The organism is Cognatiluteimonas weifangensis (assembly GCF_003416885.1).
GTDB classification, from domain to species: Bacteria; Pseudomonadota; Gammaproteobacteria; order Xanthomonadales; family Xanthomonadaceae; genus Cognatiluteimonas; species Cognatiluteimonas weifangensis.
On record NZ_QVPD01000003.1, the window covers coordinates 70376 to 86984 of the forward strand.

The 16609-nt window shown below is 72.4% G+C and carries 12 protein-coding genes; 5 read left to right on the top strand and 7 right to left on the bottom strand.

The window, feature by feature from the left end; all coding sequences use genetic code 11:
• Window positions 1-1024: 1024 nt before the first annotated feature.
• From D0Y53_RS03705 to cls, 3 genes are all read right to left on the bottom strand, one after another.
• A complete protein-coding gene (locus D0Y53_RS03705; protein WP_117201865.1) occupies window positions 1025-1774 on the bottom strand; it encodes a pyridoxine 5'-phosphate synthase in 750 nt (249 codons plus the stop codon).
• Window positions 1775-1791: 17 nt separating this feature from the next.
• Window positions 1792-2064 carry a hypothetical protein gene (locus tag D0Y53_RS03710; protein WP_117201866.1) on the bottom strand — a complete coding sequence of 91 codons (273 nt, stop codon included), beginning with the start codon at window positions 2062-2064 and terminating at the stop codon, window positions 1792-1794.
• Between the two features lie 111 nt (window positions 2065-2175).
• Window positions 2176-3621: a cardiolipin synthase gene (gene cls, locus D0Y53_RS03715; RefSeq protein ID WP_117201867.1), complete on the bottom strand. Its 1446-nt coding sequence runs from the start codon at window positions 3619-3621 to the stop codon at window positions 2176-2178.
• Between the two features lie 54 nt (window positions 3622-3675).
• Between cls and D0Y53_RS03720 the strand changes: the two genes are divergently transcribed.
• Window positions 3676-4794, top strand: coding sequence for a PA0069 family radical SAM protein (locus D0Y53_RS03720; RefSeq protein ID WP_117201868.1), 1119 nt, complete (start codon window positions 3676-3678; stop codon window positions 4792-4794).
• Window positions 4795-4908: 114 nt separating this feature from the next.
• Here the strand turns inward: D0Y53_RS03720 and D0Y53_RS03725 are convergent, their stop codons facing one another.
• Window positions 4909-6750, bottom strand: a complete 1842-nt coding sequence (locus D0Y53_RS03725) for an SLC13 family permease (RefSeq protein ID WP_233511632.1) — start codon at window positions 6748-6750, stop codon at window positions 4909-4911.
• Between the two features lie 137 nt (window positions 6751-6887).
• Between D0Y53_RS03725 and D0Y53_RS03730 the strand changes: the two genes are divergently transcribed.
• The gene (locus tag D0Y53_RS03730; protein WP_158550564.1) at window positions 6888-7973 is read left to right on the top strand and encodes a sensor histidine kinase; all 1086 of its coding nucleotides are present in this window, start codon (window positions 6888-6890) and stop codon (window positions 7971-7973) included.
• Window positions 7970-8410 (top strand): response regulator, encoded by a 441-nt coding sequence (locus tag D0Y53_RS03735; protein WP_117201870.1) that lies wholly within the window; start codon window positions 7970-7972, stop codon window positions 8408-8410. Before D0Y53_RS03730 ends, D0Y53_RS03735 begins: the two co-directional genes overlap by 4 nt.
• Before the next feature lie 943 nt (window positions 8411-9353).
• Here D0Y53_RS03735 and D0Y53_RS03740 read toward each other — a convergent pair.
• Window positions 9354-10394 carry a class 1 fructose-bisphosphatase gene (locus tag D0Y53_RS03740; RefSeq protein ID WP_117201871.1) on the bottom strand — a complete coding sequence of 347 codons (1041 nt, stop codon included), beginning with the start codon at window positions 10392-10394 and terminating at the stop codon, window positions 9354-9356.
• A 159-nt stretch (window positions 10395-10553) separates the two neighbouring features.
• The gene (gene phhA / locus D0Y53_RS03745; RefSeq protein WP_117201872.1) at window positions 10554-11441 is read right to left on the bottom strand and encodes a phenylalanine 4-monooxygenase; all 888 of its coding nucleotides are present in this window, start codon (window positions 11439-11441) and stop codon (window positions 10554-10556) included.
• A gap of 122 nt (window positions 11442-11563) precedes the next feature.
• On the opposite strand from phhA, the gene D0Y53_RS03750 reads away from it, so the two are divergent.
• The gene (locus tag D0Y53_RS03750; RefSeq protein ID WP_117201873.1) at window positions 11564-12040 is read left to right on the top strand and encodes an Lrp/AsnC family transcriptional regulator; all 477 of its coding nucleotides are present in this window, start codon (window positions 11564-11566) and stop codon (window positions 12038-12040) included.
• Between the two features lie 189 nt (window positions 12041-12229).
• On the opposite strand, the gene D0Y53_RS03755 is transcribed toward D0Y53_RS03750, so the two are convergent.
• Window positions 12230-13909 carry a M28 family peptidase gene (locus tag D0Y53_RS03755; protein WP_158550565.1) on the bottom strand — a complete coding sequence of 560 codons (1680 nt, stop codon included), beginning with the start codon at window positions 13907-13909 and terminating at the stop codon, window positions 12230-12232.
• A gap of 242 nt (window positions 13910-14151) precedes the next feature.
• Between D0Y53_RS03755 and D0Y53_RS03760 the strand changes: the two genes are divergently transcribed.
• Window positions 14152-16524 carry a TonB-dependent receptor gene (locus D0Y53_RS03760; RefSeq protein WP_233511633.1) on the top strand — a complete coding sequence of 791 codons (2373 nt, stop codon included), beginning with the start codon at window positions 14152-14154 and terminating at the stop codon, window positions 16522-16524.
• Window positions 16525-16609: the final 85 nt, after the last annotated feature.

Below are 16609 nucleotides of genomic sequence, written 5' to 3' on the forward strand. Positions count from 1 at the left end.
ACACGCCGTGAATCCTCGCTGCGCGGGCGCGGCCCTGCGGCGCAGCCCCCAGGCGCTCGGCGGTGCGCGAAGCGGTACTCCGCGAACGCATCGCTTCGCCCCTGCGGCCGGCAGCGGAATTCCTCCAACCACGATCTCCCCTGGCATCCATTTGCCCTCGACAACTACGCGGACATCGCATCCCGTGTGGGACGGTCAGAGTTCTCTCCCAGCGCGGGAACCCCCGCGGAGGGAAGCCGGTGGCCCGGCCTGTGCGGGACACGCCGTGAATACGTCCCTGTAGGCTCCTCGGCGGCATCCATGCCGCCGACGGTCCCGCACAGGCCGGGCCACCGGCTTCTGGCAAGTGAGTCGGCGCTTGTAGAGAAACCAGCCCGAAGCGACGGACTCCAATCTCGCGCAGTCGCCGCCCGGCGGGCTGGGGGTGCGAAGAGTGGGCCATGGATGGCCCACGACCCGACTTAAAGACAGGAGGTCGTCAGGAGGGCGCAGCACCCCCAGCCCGCCGGGCGGCGACTCCGTCCGAAGCCGATCTCCCGAGGTCAGGCCATGCCCCGACTTGAGGACAGGAGGTCGTCAGGAGGGCGCAGCACCCCCAGCTCGCCGGGCGGCGACTCCCTCCGAAGCCGATCTGCCGATTGCAGGCGTGACGGCATGTCAGGTCAGGGATGGCTTGCGCCCCGGCTTTAAGACAGGAGGTCGTCAGGAAGGTGCAGCAGCCCCAGCCCACCGGGCGGCGACTCCCTCCGAAGCCGATCTCCCGAAGCCAGGCCATGACTCGAGATCAGGCCAAAGATGAGCTGCGCCCAACTTCAATGACAGGACGTCGTCGGGAAGGTGCAGCGCCCAGCCTGCCGGGCCGCGACTCCGTCCGAAGCCGATTTCGTGGAGTGCAGATCCTGGATAGCCTGCGCCCGACTTGAAGACAGGACTTAGCCCACCCGAAGACAGGACGTAGCCGACCCGGCGGCGCCTCTTTCCGAGTCCAGTTCCCGGGAATGGATGGCTGGTCCGCGACAGAGAGTCAGGTCGCGGCCAGCAGCCGCAGGTAGCCGCGCACGGTCGCGTCCAGGCCCGCGTACAGCGCCTCGTCGATCAACGCGTGGCCGATCGAGACCTCGAGCACGCCGGGCACGGCGGACAGGAAGGCAGCGAGGTTGTCCTGGCTGAGGTCGTGTCCGGCGTTGACCCCGAGCCCTGCGGCGGCCGCGCGACGTGCGCTGTCGGTGCAGGCGGCAAGCGCGGTTTCCGCTGCCCCCGCGGCGTAAGCGGCGGCGTAGGGGCCGGTGTACAGCTCGATCCGGTCCGCGCCGACGCCGGCGGCCGCGCCGACATCGCCGCCGGCGTCCACGAACAGGCTGACCCGGCAGCCGAGCTGCCGCAGTGCGGCGACGTGCGGGCGCAGGCGCGCGCTGTCGCGGGCGAAGTCGAAGCCGTGGTCGGAGGTGAGCTGGCTGTCGGCATCGGGCACCAGCGTCGCCTGCGCCGGCCGCGCCTGCGCGCACAGGGCGTGGAAGCCGGGATAGCCCGGCCGCGGCGGCGCGAACGGATTGCCTTCGAGGTTGAACTCGACCCCGCGCCCACGGCACAGCGCGGCCAGCGCCAGCACGTCGTCGGCGCGGATGTGGCGGGCATCGGGCCGCGGGTGCACGGTGATGCCGTGGGCGCCCGCGTCCAGGCACACGGTCGCCGCACGCACGACGTCCGGGGTGCGCCCGCCGCGCGCGTTGCGCAGCACCGCGATCTTGTTGACGTTGACGCTGAGGACCGTCATCCGCGGCGTGCGCGCGCTCAGGGGCGCTCGCCGGAGCCCGGCGGCGTGTCCGCCGCGGCCGCGGCGCGGCGGGCTTCGGCCTGCTCGCGCAGACGGCGCAATTCCTGCGGATCCAGCAGCAGCGCTTGGTCGCGGCTGCGGCTGCCGACGCGGCGCGCCAGCAGGCCCAGGGCGAAGGCCAGCAGCAACCCCAGGGCGGCCAGCAGGCACAGCGCCGCCAGCGCCAGCGAGGTGGTCTGGAAGGCGACCGCCATCGCGGCCAGTGCCAGCAGCAGGAAGACCCAGGGCATCGCGGCGACTCCTCGTGAGGGCGGCAGTCTAACGCGATCCGCGCGCCGCGGACGCCACCGCGCGGCGGTTGCCGGGCAGGCCGCAACTGCGTCTGCGCGTGCGCAATGCGGCTACAGCAGCGGCGACAGCAGCCGCGCCAGCGCCTCGGGCAGGCGTACCGTCCACAGCGGCCGCGGGCGGTCGCCGCGGACTCGCGGCGCCGACGCGAACTCGCCCTCGATCAGCCGCGCCAGCGCCGCGGCGAACTCGGTATCGCGCAGCAGCACGCAAACCTCGAAATTGAGCCGGAAGCTGCGCGGATCGAAATTGGCGCTGCCGACGATCGCCAGCTCCTCGTCCACCAGCAGCGCCTTGGTGTGCAGCATGCGTGGTCCGTATTCGTAGATCCGCGCGCCGGCGGCGAGCAGGTCGTCGAAGTAGGAACGCGCCGCCCAGGTCACCAGCCGCGAGTCGCTGCGCCGGGGCACCAGCACGCGCACGTCCAAGCCGGCGAGCGCGGCCGAGGTCAGCGCCATCATCGCCGCCTCGTCGGGCACGAAGTACGGCGTCACCAGCCATACCCGCCGGGTTGCGGCGTGGATCGCGCCCACGTGCAGGCGGTGGATGGCCTCCCACGGCGAATCCGGCCCCGAACTCAGGATCTGCGCGGCGATCGGCCCGGGGCACGGCGGCGGCATCGCCCGCGCGACCGCGGCGATGAAGTCGCGCTGGCCGGTGGCGTAGGCCCAGTCCTCCACGAACAGCACCTGCAGCGAACGCACCGCGTCGCCCTCCAGGCGCAGGTGCAGGTCGCGGTAGGCGTCGGCGCGCAGGCGCTCGTTCTGCTCGTCGGTGATGTTGATGCCGCCGGTGAAGCCGACGCGGCCGTCGATCACCACGATCTTGCGGTGCGAGCGCAGATTGAGCCAGGTGCGGCGCCAGATGCGGCCGAAACGCATCGGATGGAACCACGCCAGCTCGCCGCCCGCCGCCAGCAACGGCGCGAAGAAACGCCGCGGACAAGCGGCCGAACCGACCGCGTCCAGCAGCACCCGCACCGCGACCCCGGCGCGGGCGCGCTCGACCAGGGCGTCGCGCAACGCGGTGCCGCTGCGGTCGGCGGCGTAGATGTAGTACTCCAGATGGACGTGCTCGCGCGCCTGCGCCACCGCCTGCAGCAGCGCGTCGTAGGTGGCGGCGCCGTCGACCAGCAGCTGCACCGCGCTCGCGGAGGTGATCGGCAGGCCGGTGGTGGCCTGGCCCAGGCGCGCGAGCTCGGCCGCCTCGCCGCCGGCACCGGCGGTTGCGGTCGCCGGCAGCGCGACCCGCGCGCGCGAGCGCCGCAATCGGTGGCGCCGGATCCGCTGCGGCCCGAACACCAGGTAGACCAGGAAGCCAAGATAGGGCAGGGCGGCCAGGCCCAGCAGCCAGCTCAGGGTCGCCGCCGGCGCGCGCTCCTGCAACACGATCCAGCCGCCGAGGAGGATCAGGTAGACGACCCAGCCGACGCTCAGGTACAGGCCCAGGTGCGGTACCGCCAGCAGCCACTGCCAGAAGTCGTGCAGGAGGTCGGGCATGCGCGATTCAGCGACGTCGCGGGCACTGCGACCGGCCAAGCGTAGGCTGTACCGATGTCAGATGCACCCGTCGACGCGCGCCGCCTGCAGGCCCCGATCAAGGGCCGCGGCGCGGCGTCGCCCGTGGCGGGCCGCTTCGCCCGGACCGTCGTCCAGGGCGAGGACGACGGTTGGGGATCGGTCTACGAGCATGCCGCCGACGACGGCAGCGCCACGCTCTCGCCGCCGCCGCGCACGCAGGTCACCGAGGAGCGCGCGCGCCGCATCGTCAGCCGCAACGACTCGCCCGACGTCGGCTTCGGCCAGTCGGTCAATCCCTACCGCGGCTGCGAGCACGGCTGCGTCTACTGCTTCGCGCGGCCCTCGCACGCCTACCTCGACCTGTCCCCGGGGCTCGACTTCGAGACCCGGCTGTACGCCAAGACCAACGCCGCCGAGCGCCTGCGTCACGAGCTCGCCCGGCCCGGCTACGTGCCGGCGCCGATCGCGCTGGGCATCAACACCGATGCCTACCAGCCGATCGAACGCCGTTACCGCATCACCCGGCAGCTGCTGGAAGTGCTGGCGCAGTGCCGGCATCCGGTCAGCCTGATCACCAAGAGCGCGCTGGTCACGCGCGACCTGGACCTGCTGGTGCCGATGGCACGGGCGCGCCTGGTCACGGTGCAGTTTTCCATCACCACCCTCGACAACCGCCTGGCGGCGGCGATGGAGCCGCGCGCGACCGCGCCCCACGGCAAGCTGCGCGCGATGCGGGCGCTGGCCGATGCCGGCGTGCCGGTCGGGGTGATGGTGGCGCCGGTGGTGCCGGGGCTTACCGACGGCGAGCTCGAGCGCATCCTCGAGGCCGCGCACGCGCACGGCGCGCGCGCCGCCGGCTACGTGCTGCTGCGCCTGCCGCACGAACTCAAGCAGATCTGGCGCGAATGGCTGCAGCTGCACTATCCCGAGCGCGCGGCGCACGTGATGAGCCTGCTGCAGCAGATGCGCGGCGGCAAGGATTACGACAGCGCCTTCGGCACGCGCATGCGCGGCGAAGGGCCGTTCGCGCAGCTGCTGGCGCAGCGCTTCGCCCGCGCGCACACGCGCTTGGGCTACGGGCGGCTGCCGCCGCTGGACGGGTCGCAGTTCACGGCGCCGCGGCCGCCCTCGCCGCAGGGCAGCCTGTTCTGAGCTGCGGCGTGCCGATGGCCACCGGCGCCGGTGCGCCGGGCAAAGCCGCGCCCCGGCCGACGGCCGCGCACGGCGCCCGACACTTGCGGCTGCGGTTTGCGGCGGCTCCCGGCCCTAACCGGCGAACGCCGGCAGCAGCGCGCCGCCCAGCCACAGCCACTGCGCCAGCCACGCACTGACCAGCGCGATCAGCACGGTCAGCGGCAGGCCGATGCGCAGGAAATCGCCGAAGCGGTATTGCCCCGGCCCCAGGATCAGCAGGTTGCCGTGGTGGCCGATCGGGGTCAGGAAGGCGACCACCGCGCCCAGCGCGGTGACCACCACGAACGGCGTCGGCGGCAGTCCGAGCGAGGCCGCCAGCGACACCGCGATCGGCCCCAGCAGCACCGTGGTCGCCGAGTCCGACAGGATCTGGGTCAGCAGCGCGGCGGCGGAAAACAGCACCAGCAGCACCCCCAGCGTGGGCCAGTCGGCCACCACCCGCAGCAGCCCCCGCGCCAGCAGGTCGGCGGTACCGGTCTGCTCCATCGCGATCCCGAGCGGGATCACCCCGGCGATCATCACGAAGATGCGCACGTCGATCTCGCGGTAGGCGCGGCCGATGTCGACGCAGCGGCTGACGACCATCGCCACCGCGCCCAGCAGGAACGCCAGCGCCGCCGGCAGCCAGTCGCTGGCGGCCGCGAGGATGGTCAGGCCGAGGATGACCAGCGCCAGCGGCGCGCGCGGCCGGTGCTTGGCCTCGCCGGCGAACGGCACCAGCATCAGGAAGCCGTGGTGCGCAGCCAGGTCGCTGAAGTGCGCCGGCTGCCCCCACAGCACCAGCACGTCGCCCTCGCGCAGGCGAGCGTCGGACAGGCGCTGCGCGAGGTCGCCCTCGCGCCGCCACAGGCCGACGATCACCGCGTCGAACTGGCGCGAGAAGTCCAGCTCGCGGATCGAGCGGCCGAGAAACTCCGAGCCCGGCGCCACCACCGCCTGCACCAGCTGCAGCTGGTTGCCGTCGCCGAGCTTGCCGCCGTAGCGCGAGATCGCGTTGAGGTCCAGGCCCGGATCGTCGTGCAGCGACATCAGCTCGTCGGCTGCGGCCTGCACCAGCAGCACGTCGCCGGCCAGCAGCGGGCTGGCGGGGCCGAGATCGTCGCGGCGGCGGCCGTCGCGCAGCCAGCCGTGCAGGTGGAACCGGGCGCCGAGCGCCTTCTGCAGTTCCGCCAGCGGCCGCGTCGACCAGCGCGAGCCTTCCACCACCAGCAATTCGGTGTGGTAGCGCTCCAGGCGCAGGTAGTCCTCCTCGCCGTGGGCGCCGCTGCGCCGCGGCAGCAGCCAGCGCGCCAGCTGCATGTAGACGATCCCGACCGCCACCAGGGTCACGCCGATCGGGGTGATGGAGAAGATCCCCAGGCCGGGGCTGCCGCTGCGTTGCAGCAGGTCGCTGGCGAGCAGGAACGCCGGCGCGCTGACCAGGGTCAGGGTGGTGCCGAGCGAGGCCGCCAGCGACATCGGCATCAGCAGCCGCGAGGCCGGCAGCCGCCGCTCGCGCGCGTAGCGCAGCAGGATCGGCAGCATCATCGCGGTCACCATCACGTGGTGGGTGAACGCCGCCAGCGCCGCCACCGCCGGCATCACCACCGCGATCGCGCGCGCCTCGCTGCGGCCGGCGGCGCGCCCGATCCACTGGCCGATGCGCTCGGTGATGCCGGTCGCGGCGAGGGCGCCGGAAAGCACGAATACCGCCGCGACGATGATCGCCGGCTCGCTGGCGAAGCCCGACAGCGCCTGCTCCGGGTCGAGCAGGCCGGTAAGCACCAGCGCCAGCAGCAGCAGCATCGCGGTCACGTCGACCCGCAGCCGTTCGCTGACGAACAGGTACAGGCCCCCGGCGAGGATCAGCAGGAACAGGATCTGTGGATAGGCCATCGGGGCCTCGGCACGCGCATCGCCGGCATTGTGCGGCATCGCGCTTTCACCTGCCGTGCACCCTCCGCCCGCGCCACCCGGGGCATACTGCACGGGTGTCGCACGCAGCCCGCGCCATGCCCGCCCCCCGCCCTCCCGTCCCGGAGCGCGCGCCGGATCCCCCGGCGGCGCCGGACGTGGCCTTGGGCACCGCGATCCTCGACCTGCAGCAGCGCTGGCTGCAGCTGGAGCCGGCGCTGGCGCAGCGGTTCGGGGTCGAGCCGCAGGCGCTGCACGGGCAGCCGGCGGCGCAGGTCTTCGATCCCGACGCTGCGGCCGCGCTGCATGCATACCTGGCGGCCGTGGCCGCCGGGACCGCGGTGCCGGCGACCGCACCGCGTGTCCGCGCGCGCGCCGACGGCGCCGCGCTGACGCTGGCGGCGACGCTGGTGCGCGATGCCGCCGGCGTGCCGTGCGTGCTGGCGCTGCGGCTATATGGCGCGGCCGAGCCGCCGGGTGCTGCCGCGCCCGCCGCCGAACCGGCGCTGCGACAGGCGCTGGCCGCCGCCGAAGCCCGCGAGCAGGCCCTGCTGCGGCAGCAGGAGGTGTTCGCCTACGGCATTTCCCACGACCTGCGCGCGCCGCTGCGGGCGGTCGAGACGTTTTCCGCGCTGCTGCAGCGCCAGGCCACGGCGCTGGACGCCGACGGCCGCGACCACCTGCAGCGTATCCGCGCCGCCGCTGCGCGCATGGGCGGGCTGATCGAGGCGCTGCTGGACCTCTCGCGCGTGGAGCGCGCCGCGCTGGTGCCGGCGGTGGTCGACCTGAGCCTGCTGGCGGAGCTGGCGGTGGCCGACCTGCAGGACGCCGAGTCCGGGCGCGCGGTTGCGCTCACGGTCGCGCCGGGCCTGTTCGCGCACGGCGACGAGCGCCAGTTGCGGATGCTGCTGACGCAGCTGCTGCGCAATGCCTGGCGCTTCTCCGGCGCCTGCGAGCAGGTCCGGATCGAGGTCGACGGCGAACGCGTCGGCGACACCCTGCGGGTCGCGGTGCGCGACCACGGCTGCGGCTTCGACATGCGCTACGCCGACAAGCTGTTCGAGCCGTTCCAGCGCCTGCACGGATCCGAGCAGGGCAGCGGCCACGGCATCGGCCTGGCGATCGCCCGGCGCGTGGTCGAGCGTCACGGCGGCCGCCTGTGGGCCGAGTCCGACCCCGGCGCCGGCAGCACCTTCCACTTCGAACTGCCCGCCGCCCCCGCCACCGACGAGTCGCCTGCATGAGCCACAAGGACATCCTGCTGGTCGAGGACAATCCCGACGACGTCGAGCTGACCCGGATCGCCTTCCGCGAAGCCAAGGTCGCCAACGGTCTGGTGGTGACGCGCGACGGCGCCGAGGCGCTGGACTACCTGTTCGCGCGCGGCGCCTATGCTGGCCGCAACCCGGACGAGCTGCCGTCGATCGTGCTGCTGGACCTCAACCTGCCCAAGGTCGACGGCCGCGAGGTGCTGCAGGCGATCCGCGAAAACGAAAAGACCCGCAGCCTGCCGGTGGTGGTGCTGACCACCAGCGCCGAGCCGTTCGACGTGGAGGCCAGCTACGCGCTGGGGGTCAACAGCTATATCCAGAAGCCGGTCGATTTCGAGCGCTTCGTGTGGGCGGTGCAGCAGGTGGGGTTGTACTGGCTGGTGCTCAACCACCCGCGCGACGGCACGTAACGATCGCCAGCGCATTGCGTCGCGAGGTGGTGCGATGCGCGCACCCTGCTTTCACGGGAATGGCGAATAAAAAGCCGGGTTGTTCGGACATTCCCGGCTTCGGACGGAGTGGCCGCCGACGGGCCGGGGGTGCTGCGTGCTCCTGGGGACCTCGTGTCTTCGAGTCGAGTCGCGGGGTATGCCTGGCCTGACTGCAAGTCATGGAAAGAGTCGCCGCCCGGCAGGCCGGCGGTGCTGCGCCCTCCTGACGACGTCCTGTCTTCAAGTCGGACCGCAGACCATTCATGGCCTGATCTTGGGAGATCGGCTTCGGACGGAGTCGCCGCCCGGCGGGCTGGGGGTGCTGCGCCCTCCTGACGACCTCCTGTCTTTAAGTCGGGTCGTGGACCATCCATGGTCCACTCTCCGCACCCCCAGCCCGCCGGGCGGCGACTTGGCGAGCGTGGAGTCTGTCGCTTCGGGTGGCTTTTTCTACAAGCGCCGACTCACTGTGCAGAAGCCGGTGGCCCGGCCTGTGCGGGACCGTCGGCGGCATGGATGCCGCCGAGGAGCCTACAGGGACGTATTCACGGCGTGTCCCGCACAGGCCGGGCCACCGGCTTCCCCCGCAGAGGTTTCCGCGCTTGAGGGGTGTATCACCGCGCGTCCCGTACAGGTCGGGCCACCGGCTTCCCCCGCAAAGACTTCCGCACTTGAAGCGTGTATTCGCGGGCGTCCTGCAAGGGGTCGAGCCGGTGGCTTCCCCCGCAAAGCTTCCGCACTTGAAGCGTGTATTCGCGGCGTGTCCTGCGAGGGTCGGGCTGCCGGCTTCCCTCGCAGAAGCTTCCGCGTTGGAAACATGGATTCCCGGTGTGCCCCGCACGGGTCGGGTCACCGGCTTCCCAGCGGGTGATTCCGCGCCCGGTATGGCACGGGCTGTTTGCGGTGCGCCGGGGGGCCGGTCCTAGGCCACCGCGTGCGCCAGGTGATAGCGGACCGCCACTTCGACTTCCCGCTTCGAGCCCAGGAACACCGGCACCCGCTGGTGCAAGCCGGTGGGTTGCACCTCCAGCAGGCGCTGGCGGCCGGTGCTGGCGGCGCCGCCGGCCTGCTCGACCAGGAAGCTCATCGGGTTGGCCTCGTACATCAGGCGCAGCTTGCCGCCCTTGGACGCGCACTTGCTGTCCAGCGGATAGCTGAAGATGCCGCCGCGGGTGAGGATGCGGTGCACGTCGGCCACCATCGAGGCGATCCAGCGCATGTTGAAGTCCTTGCCGCGCGGGCCGTCCTTGCCGGCCAGCAGATCGCCGACGTAGGCCTGCATCGGCGGCTCCCAGAAGCGCTGGTTGGAGGCGTTGACGGCGAATTCCCGGGTGTCCTCCGGGATGCGCATGTCGCGCACGGTCAGCATGAAGCTGCCGACCTCGCGGTCCAGGGTGAAGGCGTGGGTCCCGTGGCCGACGGTCAGCACCAGCGTGGTCTGCGGGCCGTACACGCAGTAGCCGGCGGCGACCTGCGCGGTGCCGGGCTGCAGGAAGTGCTCGTCAGCCGGCGTGGTCACGCCCTCCGGGCAGCGCAGCACCGAAAAGATGGTGCCGACCGAGACGTTGACGTCGATGTTGGACGAACCGTCCAGCGGATCGAACAGCAACAGGTAGTTGCCGCGCGGATGCACGTCCGGGATCGGCTGGCTGTGGTCCATCTCCTCCGACGCCAGCGCGGCGAGGTGGCCGCCCCAGGCGTTGGCTTCCAGCAGGATCTCGTTGCTGAGCACATCGAGCTTTTTCTGCGCCTCGCCCTGGATGTTGATGCTGGCCGCGCCGGGGCTGCCGGCGTCGCCGAGCACGCCGCCCAGCGCGCCCTTGCCGACGGCCACGGAAATGCGCTTGCAGGCACGAGCCACGACCTCGATCAGCAGCCGCAGCTCCGGGTTGATCCGGCCGGCGCGTTTTTCCTCGATCAGGAAGCGGGTCAGCGAGATCGGATCGGAGGTGGCTGGGGACATGGCGAGGGCAGGTGGCGACGGGGCCGCCATTGTCGCCCGTGGCGCGGGGAAATGCAGGCGGCCGCGGGCCGCAACGCGTCATGCGCGCCGGAACGTCCGGATGCGGGCGCTCGCCCGGCCGCATACCTGCCGAGCGGGCGCGTCGCATCCGCCTGCCCGCTACACGTCGCCGTCGCTGGCCCAGCCCGCGCCGCTGCCGCGCTGCAGCACCCGGTCGCCGGCGAGCACGGCGCCGGCCGGGTACGAGTCCTGCGTGGCCAGGCGCGCGTACAGCGGGGTGAAGTCCGGGCGCGTGGCCTCCATCAGCTGCTCGAAGCTGTCGATCACGAAGTAGGTCTTCTGGTAGCTGTCGATGCGGTAGCGGGTGCGCATGATCCGCTCCATGTCGAAGCCGATGCGGTTGGGCGCGGGCGATTCCAGACTGTGGATCGACTCGCCGCTGGAGGAGACGATGCCGCTGCCGTAGATGCGCAGGCCGTCGGCCTGGCGGATCAGGCCGAACTCCACCGTGTACCAGTACAGCCGGGTCAGGTTGACCAGCGCGTCGGCGCCGATCGCGTGCGCCTTGACCCCGCCGCGGCCGTAGGCCTGCATGTAGTCGGCGAACATCGGATCCATCAGCAGCGGCACGTGCCCGAACAGGTCGTGGAACAGGTCCGGCTCCTCGATGTAGTCGACCTGGTCGGGACGGCGGATCCACCAGGTCACCGGGAAGCGGCGGTGGGCGAGGTGCTCGAAGAAATCCAGTTCCGGCAGCAGCCCCTCGACCCCGACCAGTTCCCAGCCGGTGGCCGCGCGCAGCAGCGGGTTGAGCTCGGCGAACTTCGGGATCCGCTCCGGCGTCATCCCCATCGCGTCCTGCGCGGCGAGGAAGGCGTCGCAGGCGCGGCCGACCAGCAGCCGGCGCTGGCGCTCGTAGAGTTCGCGCCAGACCGCATGGTCGCCGGCACCATAGTCGGCCCACGGCTGCGCGACCACGCCGGTGGCGTAGATCGGGACCTTGCCCTTGTCGGTATGCAGGTTCTCGACGCGGCGCGGCTGGCTCATGCGGCCCCTCCTGGCAGATGCCCAGACTGTAACTGGCGGCGGACGCAACAGGCTTGCGTAATTGCGCCATACGGCGGCGGCAGTGCAATATTATTGCGTCCAGTCAATGCAGGACGGGTGAAATGGCCGGATCGACGCTGGACCGCACCGATTTGTTGCTGCTTGCCGAACTCCAGCGCAACGCCCGCCTGACCAACGCCGAGCTGGCCGAGCGCGTGCACCTGTCGGCCTCGGCCTGCCTGCGCCGGGTGCAGCGGCTGGAGCGCGACGGGGTGATCGCCGGCTACCGTGCCGAGATCGACCCGGAGCGGCTGGGCCTGGGCCTGCAGGCCTTCGTGCGGGTGCAACTGCGGCAGCACGACACCGCCACGGTCGCCGCCTTCGCCCGCTTCGTCAACGCCTGGGACGAGGTGGTCGCCTGCCACGCGCTGACCGGGGACATGGACTATCTGTTGCAGGTCGCGGTGCGCGATCTGGAGCACTTCTCGCGTTTCCTGCTCGACCGCCTGCTCAACCAGGCCGGCGTCGCCGACGTCAATTCCAGTTTCGTGCTGCGCACGGTCAAGGTGCTGCACGGGCCGCCGCTGCCGGACGCGTAGGCGCGGCTGCGCCGTCGCCCGCAGCGCGCAGCGCAAGGACAGGCGACGCGAGCCGCCGTCTGCGGCACGTGCGCGCTGCGGGCGGGGCGCACGCGCCGGCACGCCGCTTCGCCGCCGCGCGCACGCAATGCCGGTGTTGGCGGCGCGCGGCCACGTGCAAGCGTCTGCGCTGCGCGCCGCGGCGCCGGCTCAGGGCGCGGCGTCCGGGTCGCTGCCGAAGCGCTCGCCGAAGGCGTTGCTGGGGGTCCAGCGCGGCGCCTGCGCGGCGTTGCCGACCGCCGTCCACAGCCCCGCCGCCAGTTGCGCCAGGCGCGCGGCGTCGGCGTACTGGATCGGCTGGTGCAGGTCGTCGCAGGGCCGGTGGTAGCAGCGGCGCAGGAACTCGCGTTGCGCCAGCAGCGGCGCGGTGCGCGCGTCGGCGGGCCGGCCGGCGCTGCTTGCGGCTGCCAGGGTGCCGCCGTCCAGGTACAGCGCCGGGACGCCGGCGCGGACGAAGGCGTACTGGTCGCTGCGGGTGAACATCGTCTCCTCGGGGAACGGATCGGGCGACAGCGGCATCCGCAGCCGGCCCGCCACCCGCGCCAGCGTGGCCTGCAGGCTGGAGTAGCCGGCGCCGATCGCGACCGCGTCGCGGGTCGGCGCCAGCAGCATCGGCATGTCCAGGTTGATCGCGGCCACCGGGCGCCGGTACGGGTGCCGCGCGTGCCAGCGCGCGCCCAGCAGGCCCGGCTCCTCGGCAGTGCTGGCCAGCAGCACCAGGGTGCGGGCGGACGCGGGCGCCGCGCGCGCGGCTTCCAGCGCGATCGCGACCCCGAGCGCGTTGTCGAGCGCGCCGTTGAAGATGCCGTCGCCGCCCGGCGCCGGCAGGCTGCCCAGGTGGTCCAGATGCGCGCTCAGCACCACCGCTTCCTGCGCCCGCCGCGGATCGGTGCCGGGCCGCGCGCCGACCACGTTGCGGCTGTCCACGGACGTGACCTCGCTGCGCGCGGCCAGCGCCAGCGGTGCCGGCAGCGGGAACCGCGGTGCCTGGCCGCTGCGTGCGGCGGCGGCCAGCGCCGCGGCGGTGTGGCCGCTGCCGTCCAGCAGCAGGTCGGCGGCCGCCGCGCTGACGGTGGCGATCACCCGCAACTGCGGGAAATCCTCCAGCGCGCTGCCATCGGCGTCGCGCAGGCGCCACTGCGGCTGCGCCCACGCCGCCGCCTGGCGCGCCCACGGCGTCCGCGCCTCGTCCTCGGCGCGGTCCAGGAACACCGCGCCGACCGCGCCGCGCGCCACCAGCGCGCGCAGCTTCTCCGCGCGCTCGGCGTGCAGCGCGCGCTGGTCCTCGGGGAAGGTCTCCGGCGCGCCGGCGAACAGCACCGCGATCTTGCCGTGCAGGTCGAGTCCGGCGAAATCGTCGTGCCCCAGGGCCGGCGCGGCGATGCCCTGGCCGACGAACAGCGCCGGCGCCTGCACGCTGCGCGCGTCGCCGTCGAACGCCGGCGCCGGCAGGTACTGCTTGCCGAAGCGCAGCACGATGCGGCGGTCGCGCCGCAGCACTTCCAGCCGCGCGCCCTGCGCCACGCGGGTGGCGGCCAGCAGCGGCACCCGCTGGAAATAGCTGCCGGCATCGCCCGCCGGCGCCAGGCCGGCGGCGCGCATGCGTGCGGCGACGTGCTCGGCGGCGCGCTCGAACCCGGGCGTGCCGAAGCGCCGTCCCTGCATGCGGTCGTCGGCCAGGGCGGCGACGTCGGCACGGATCCGCTCGGCGGCGGCGGGCGCGGCCGCCTGCGCCGCGGCCGGCGCCGGGCTGCGGTCGCAGGCCGCCGCCGCCAGCAGCAACGGCGCCAGCAGGAAGAACGCGCGACGGCAGACCGGCTTGCAGGACATGGGCGACTCCGGAAGTGGCGGCGACGCTAGCACAGCGGCCGCCGTCCGCGGCCAGGCTCGCGGCGGACTTCCCGCCCGCGCATCGCCTGCCAGGGCCTGCGTGCGCACGTTCCGCTGCGATTCCGCCGCGCGCGCCCTGCGCGTCGGATGCCGGGGCATTCGCCACCCGCGCATTGCCGCAGCGGCTGCGCTGTAGCACCATCACGGGCGGGGGCGCGCCTGCGCCAACTCTCGGGGAACCCATGACCATGATCCGTCGACCGTCGCCGCGGTTGCTGGCCCTTGCCATCGCCGCGTTGCTGCCTTGCACCGCATTCGCACAGTCCGACGCCGCGCCAGCCGCCGCCGCGGCGCCGCCGGCGCAGCAGGCCGAGCCCCAACCGGCGGAAAACCCGCAGGCGGAAAGCCCGCAGGCGACAAGCCAGCAGCCCGCCGCGGCCGAGCCGGTCACGCTCGGCGCGGTGCGGGTCACCGCCGAGCGCCGGGTGCAGGACATCCAGGACGTGCCGATGGCGATCACCACCGTCGACGGCGAGAAGCTGCAGGTGCTGACCTCCGGCGGCGACGACATCCGCCTGCTGTCCGGGCGCCTGCCCAGCCTCAACATCGAGTCCTCCTACGGGCGCTCGTTCCCGCGCTTCTACGTGCGCGGCCTCGGTAATTCCGACTTCGACCTCAACGCCTCGCAGCCGGTATCGCTGGTGTACGACGACGTGGTGCAGGAAAACCCGATCCTCAAGGGCTTTCCGATGTTCGACATGGACAGCGTCGAGATGTACCGCGGCCCGCAGGGCACCCTGTTCGGGCGCAACTCGCCGGCCGGCGTGATCCGCTTCTCCTCGGCGCGGCCGCAGCAGGAATTCGGCGGCTACGGCCGCGTTTCCTACGGCAGCTACGGCACCGCCAACGTCGAGGGCGCGCTGACCGGCGCGCTGTCGTCGACGGTCTCGGCGCGCGTCTCGCTGCTGCACCAGCGCCGCGACGACTGGGTCGACAACGTCAACAACGGCCCCGGCGACGACCTCGAGGGCTATCGCGACACCGCCGCGCGGCTGCAGTTCCTGTTCAGCCCGTCGGACACGTTCGAGGCGCTGGCCAACGTGCACATGCGCAGGCTCGACGGCACCGCGCGCGTGTTCCGCGCCGGCGCCATCCGCCCCGGCTCCAACGACATCGCCGACGGCATCGAGCGCGACAAGGTCAGCATCGACGCCGGCAACGAGCAGACCCTGCGCCAGGTCGGCGGCAGCCTGCGCATGCGCTGGGACCTGGGTCGCACCACACTGCATTCGATCACCGGCTACGAGAGCGTCACCGACTACTACAGCCGCGGCGACATCGACGGCGGCTCGATCTACGACCAGTTCCCGCCCAACGAGCCGGGCGAGGCGCTGTTCCCGGCCGAATCCGCCGACGGCCTGCCCTCGCACCGCCAGCTGAGCCAGGAGTTCCGCCTGGAATCCAACGAATGGGGTCGCTTCGACTGGCAGGCGGGCCTGTTCTGGTTCGACGAGAAGATCGACATCGACAGCTTCTCCTACGACGGCTTCGGCGGCGCGCAGAACGGCTACGCCAAACAGCACCAGGACAACACCGCGTGGGCGGTGTTCGCCTCCGGCGACTACGACCTCAGCGAGCGCCTGAGCCTGCGCGGCGGCCTGCGCTACACCAAGGACGAGAAGGACTTCGTCGCCGAGCGCGTGCAGGGGCCGTTCGGGTCCGGCCCGATCGCACCGATCGCGGTCAGCCCCAGCGACGACGACGTCAGCTGGGACCTGAGCGCGATCTACAAGCTCAGCGACGCCACCAACGTCTACGCGCGCGTGGCCAAGGGCTTCCGCGCCCCCAGCGTGCAGGGCCGGCTGATGTTCGCCAACGCCGCGCTGCCGGCGGACGAACTGGTCACCGTCGGCCAGACCGAAACCGTGCTGTCGTGGGAAGCCGGGATCAAGTCGCAGCTGTGGGACAACCGCATGCGGATCGGCTTCGCGCTGTTCCGCTACACGGTCGACGACCAGCAGCTGACCGCGGTCGGCGGCGACGCCAACGTCGCGCGCCTGGTCAACGCCGACAAGGTCGTCGGCCAGGGCGCGGAGCTCGACCTGGAGGCCTACCTGACGCCGAACCTGCTGGTGACCCTGGGCGCCAGCTACAACGACACCGAGATCGACGATCCCGACCTGTCGGTGTTCCCGTGCGCGCTCGACGTGGGCTTCAGCTTCTGCGGCGTGCGCGACCCGGAGAGCAGCGCCCGCCCGGGCACCGTGCTGATCGACGGCAATCCGCTGCCGCAGGCGCCCAGGCACGTCTACAACTTCACCGCGCGCTACGGCATCCCGCTGGGCGACGGCGAGCTGTTCGCCTACACCGACTGGGCCTACCGCAGCGAGGCCAGCTTCTTCCTCTACGATTCGGTCTCCTTCCGCAGCCAGCCCTCGACCGAAGGCGGCCTGCGCCTGGGCTACAACTGGGCCGACGGCGATTACGAGGTCGCGCTGTTCGGCCGCAACATCACCGACGAGATGACGGCGGTGTCGGGCATCGATTTCAACAACCTCACCGGCATGCTCAACGAGCCGCGTACCTGGGGCCTGCAGTTCAGCGCCAAGTTCTGAGTCCCGCGACAGCGGCCCGGCGGCGCCCGGCACAGGCCGGGCGCCCTGGTGTTCAGGGGCCGGGTGTTCGGGGCCTGCCGCTCAG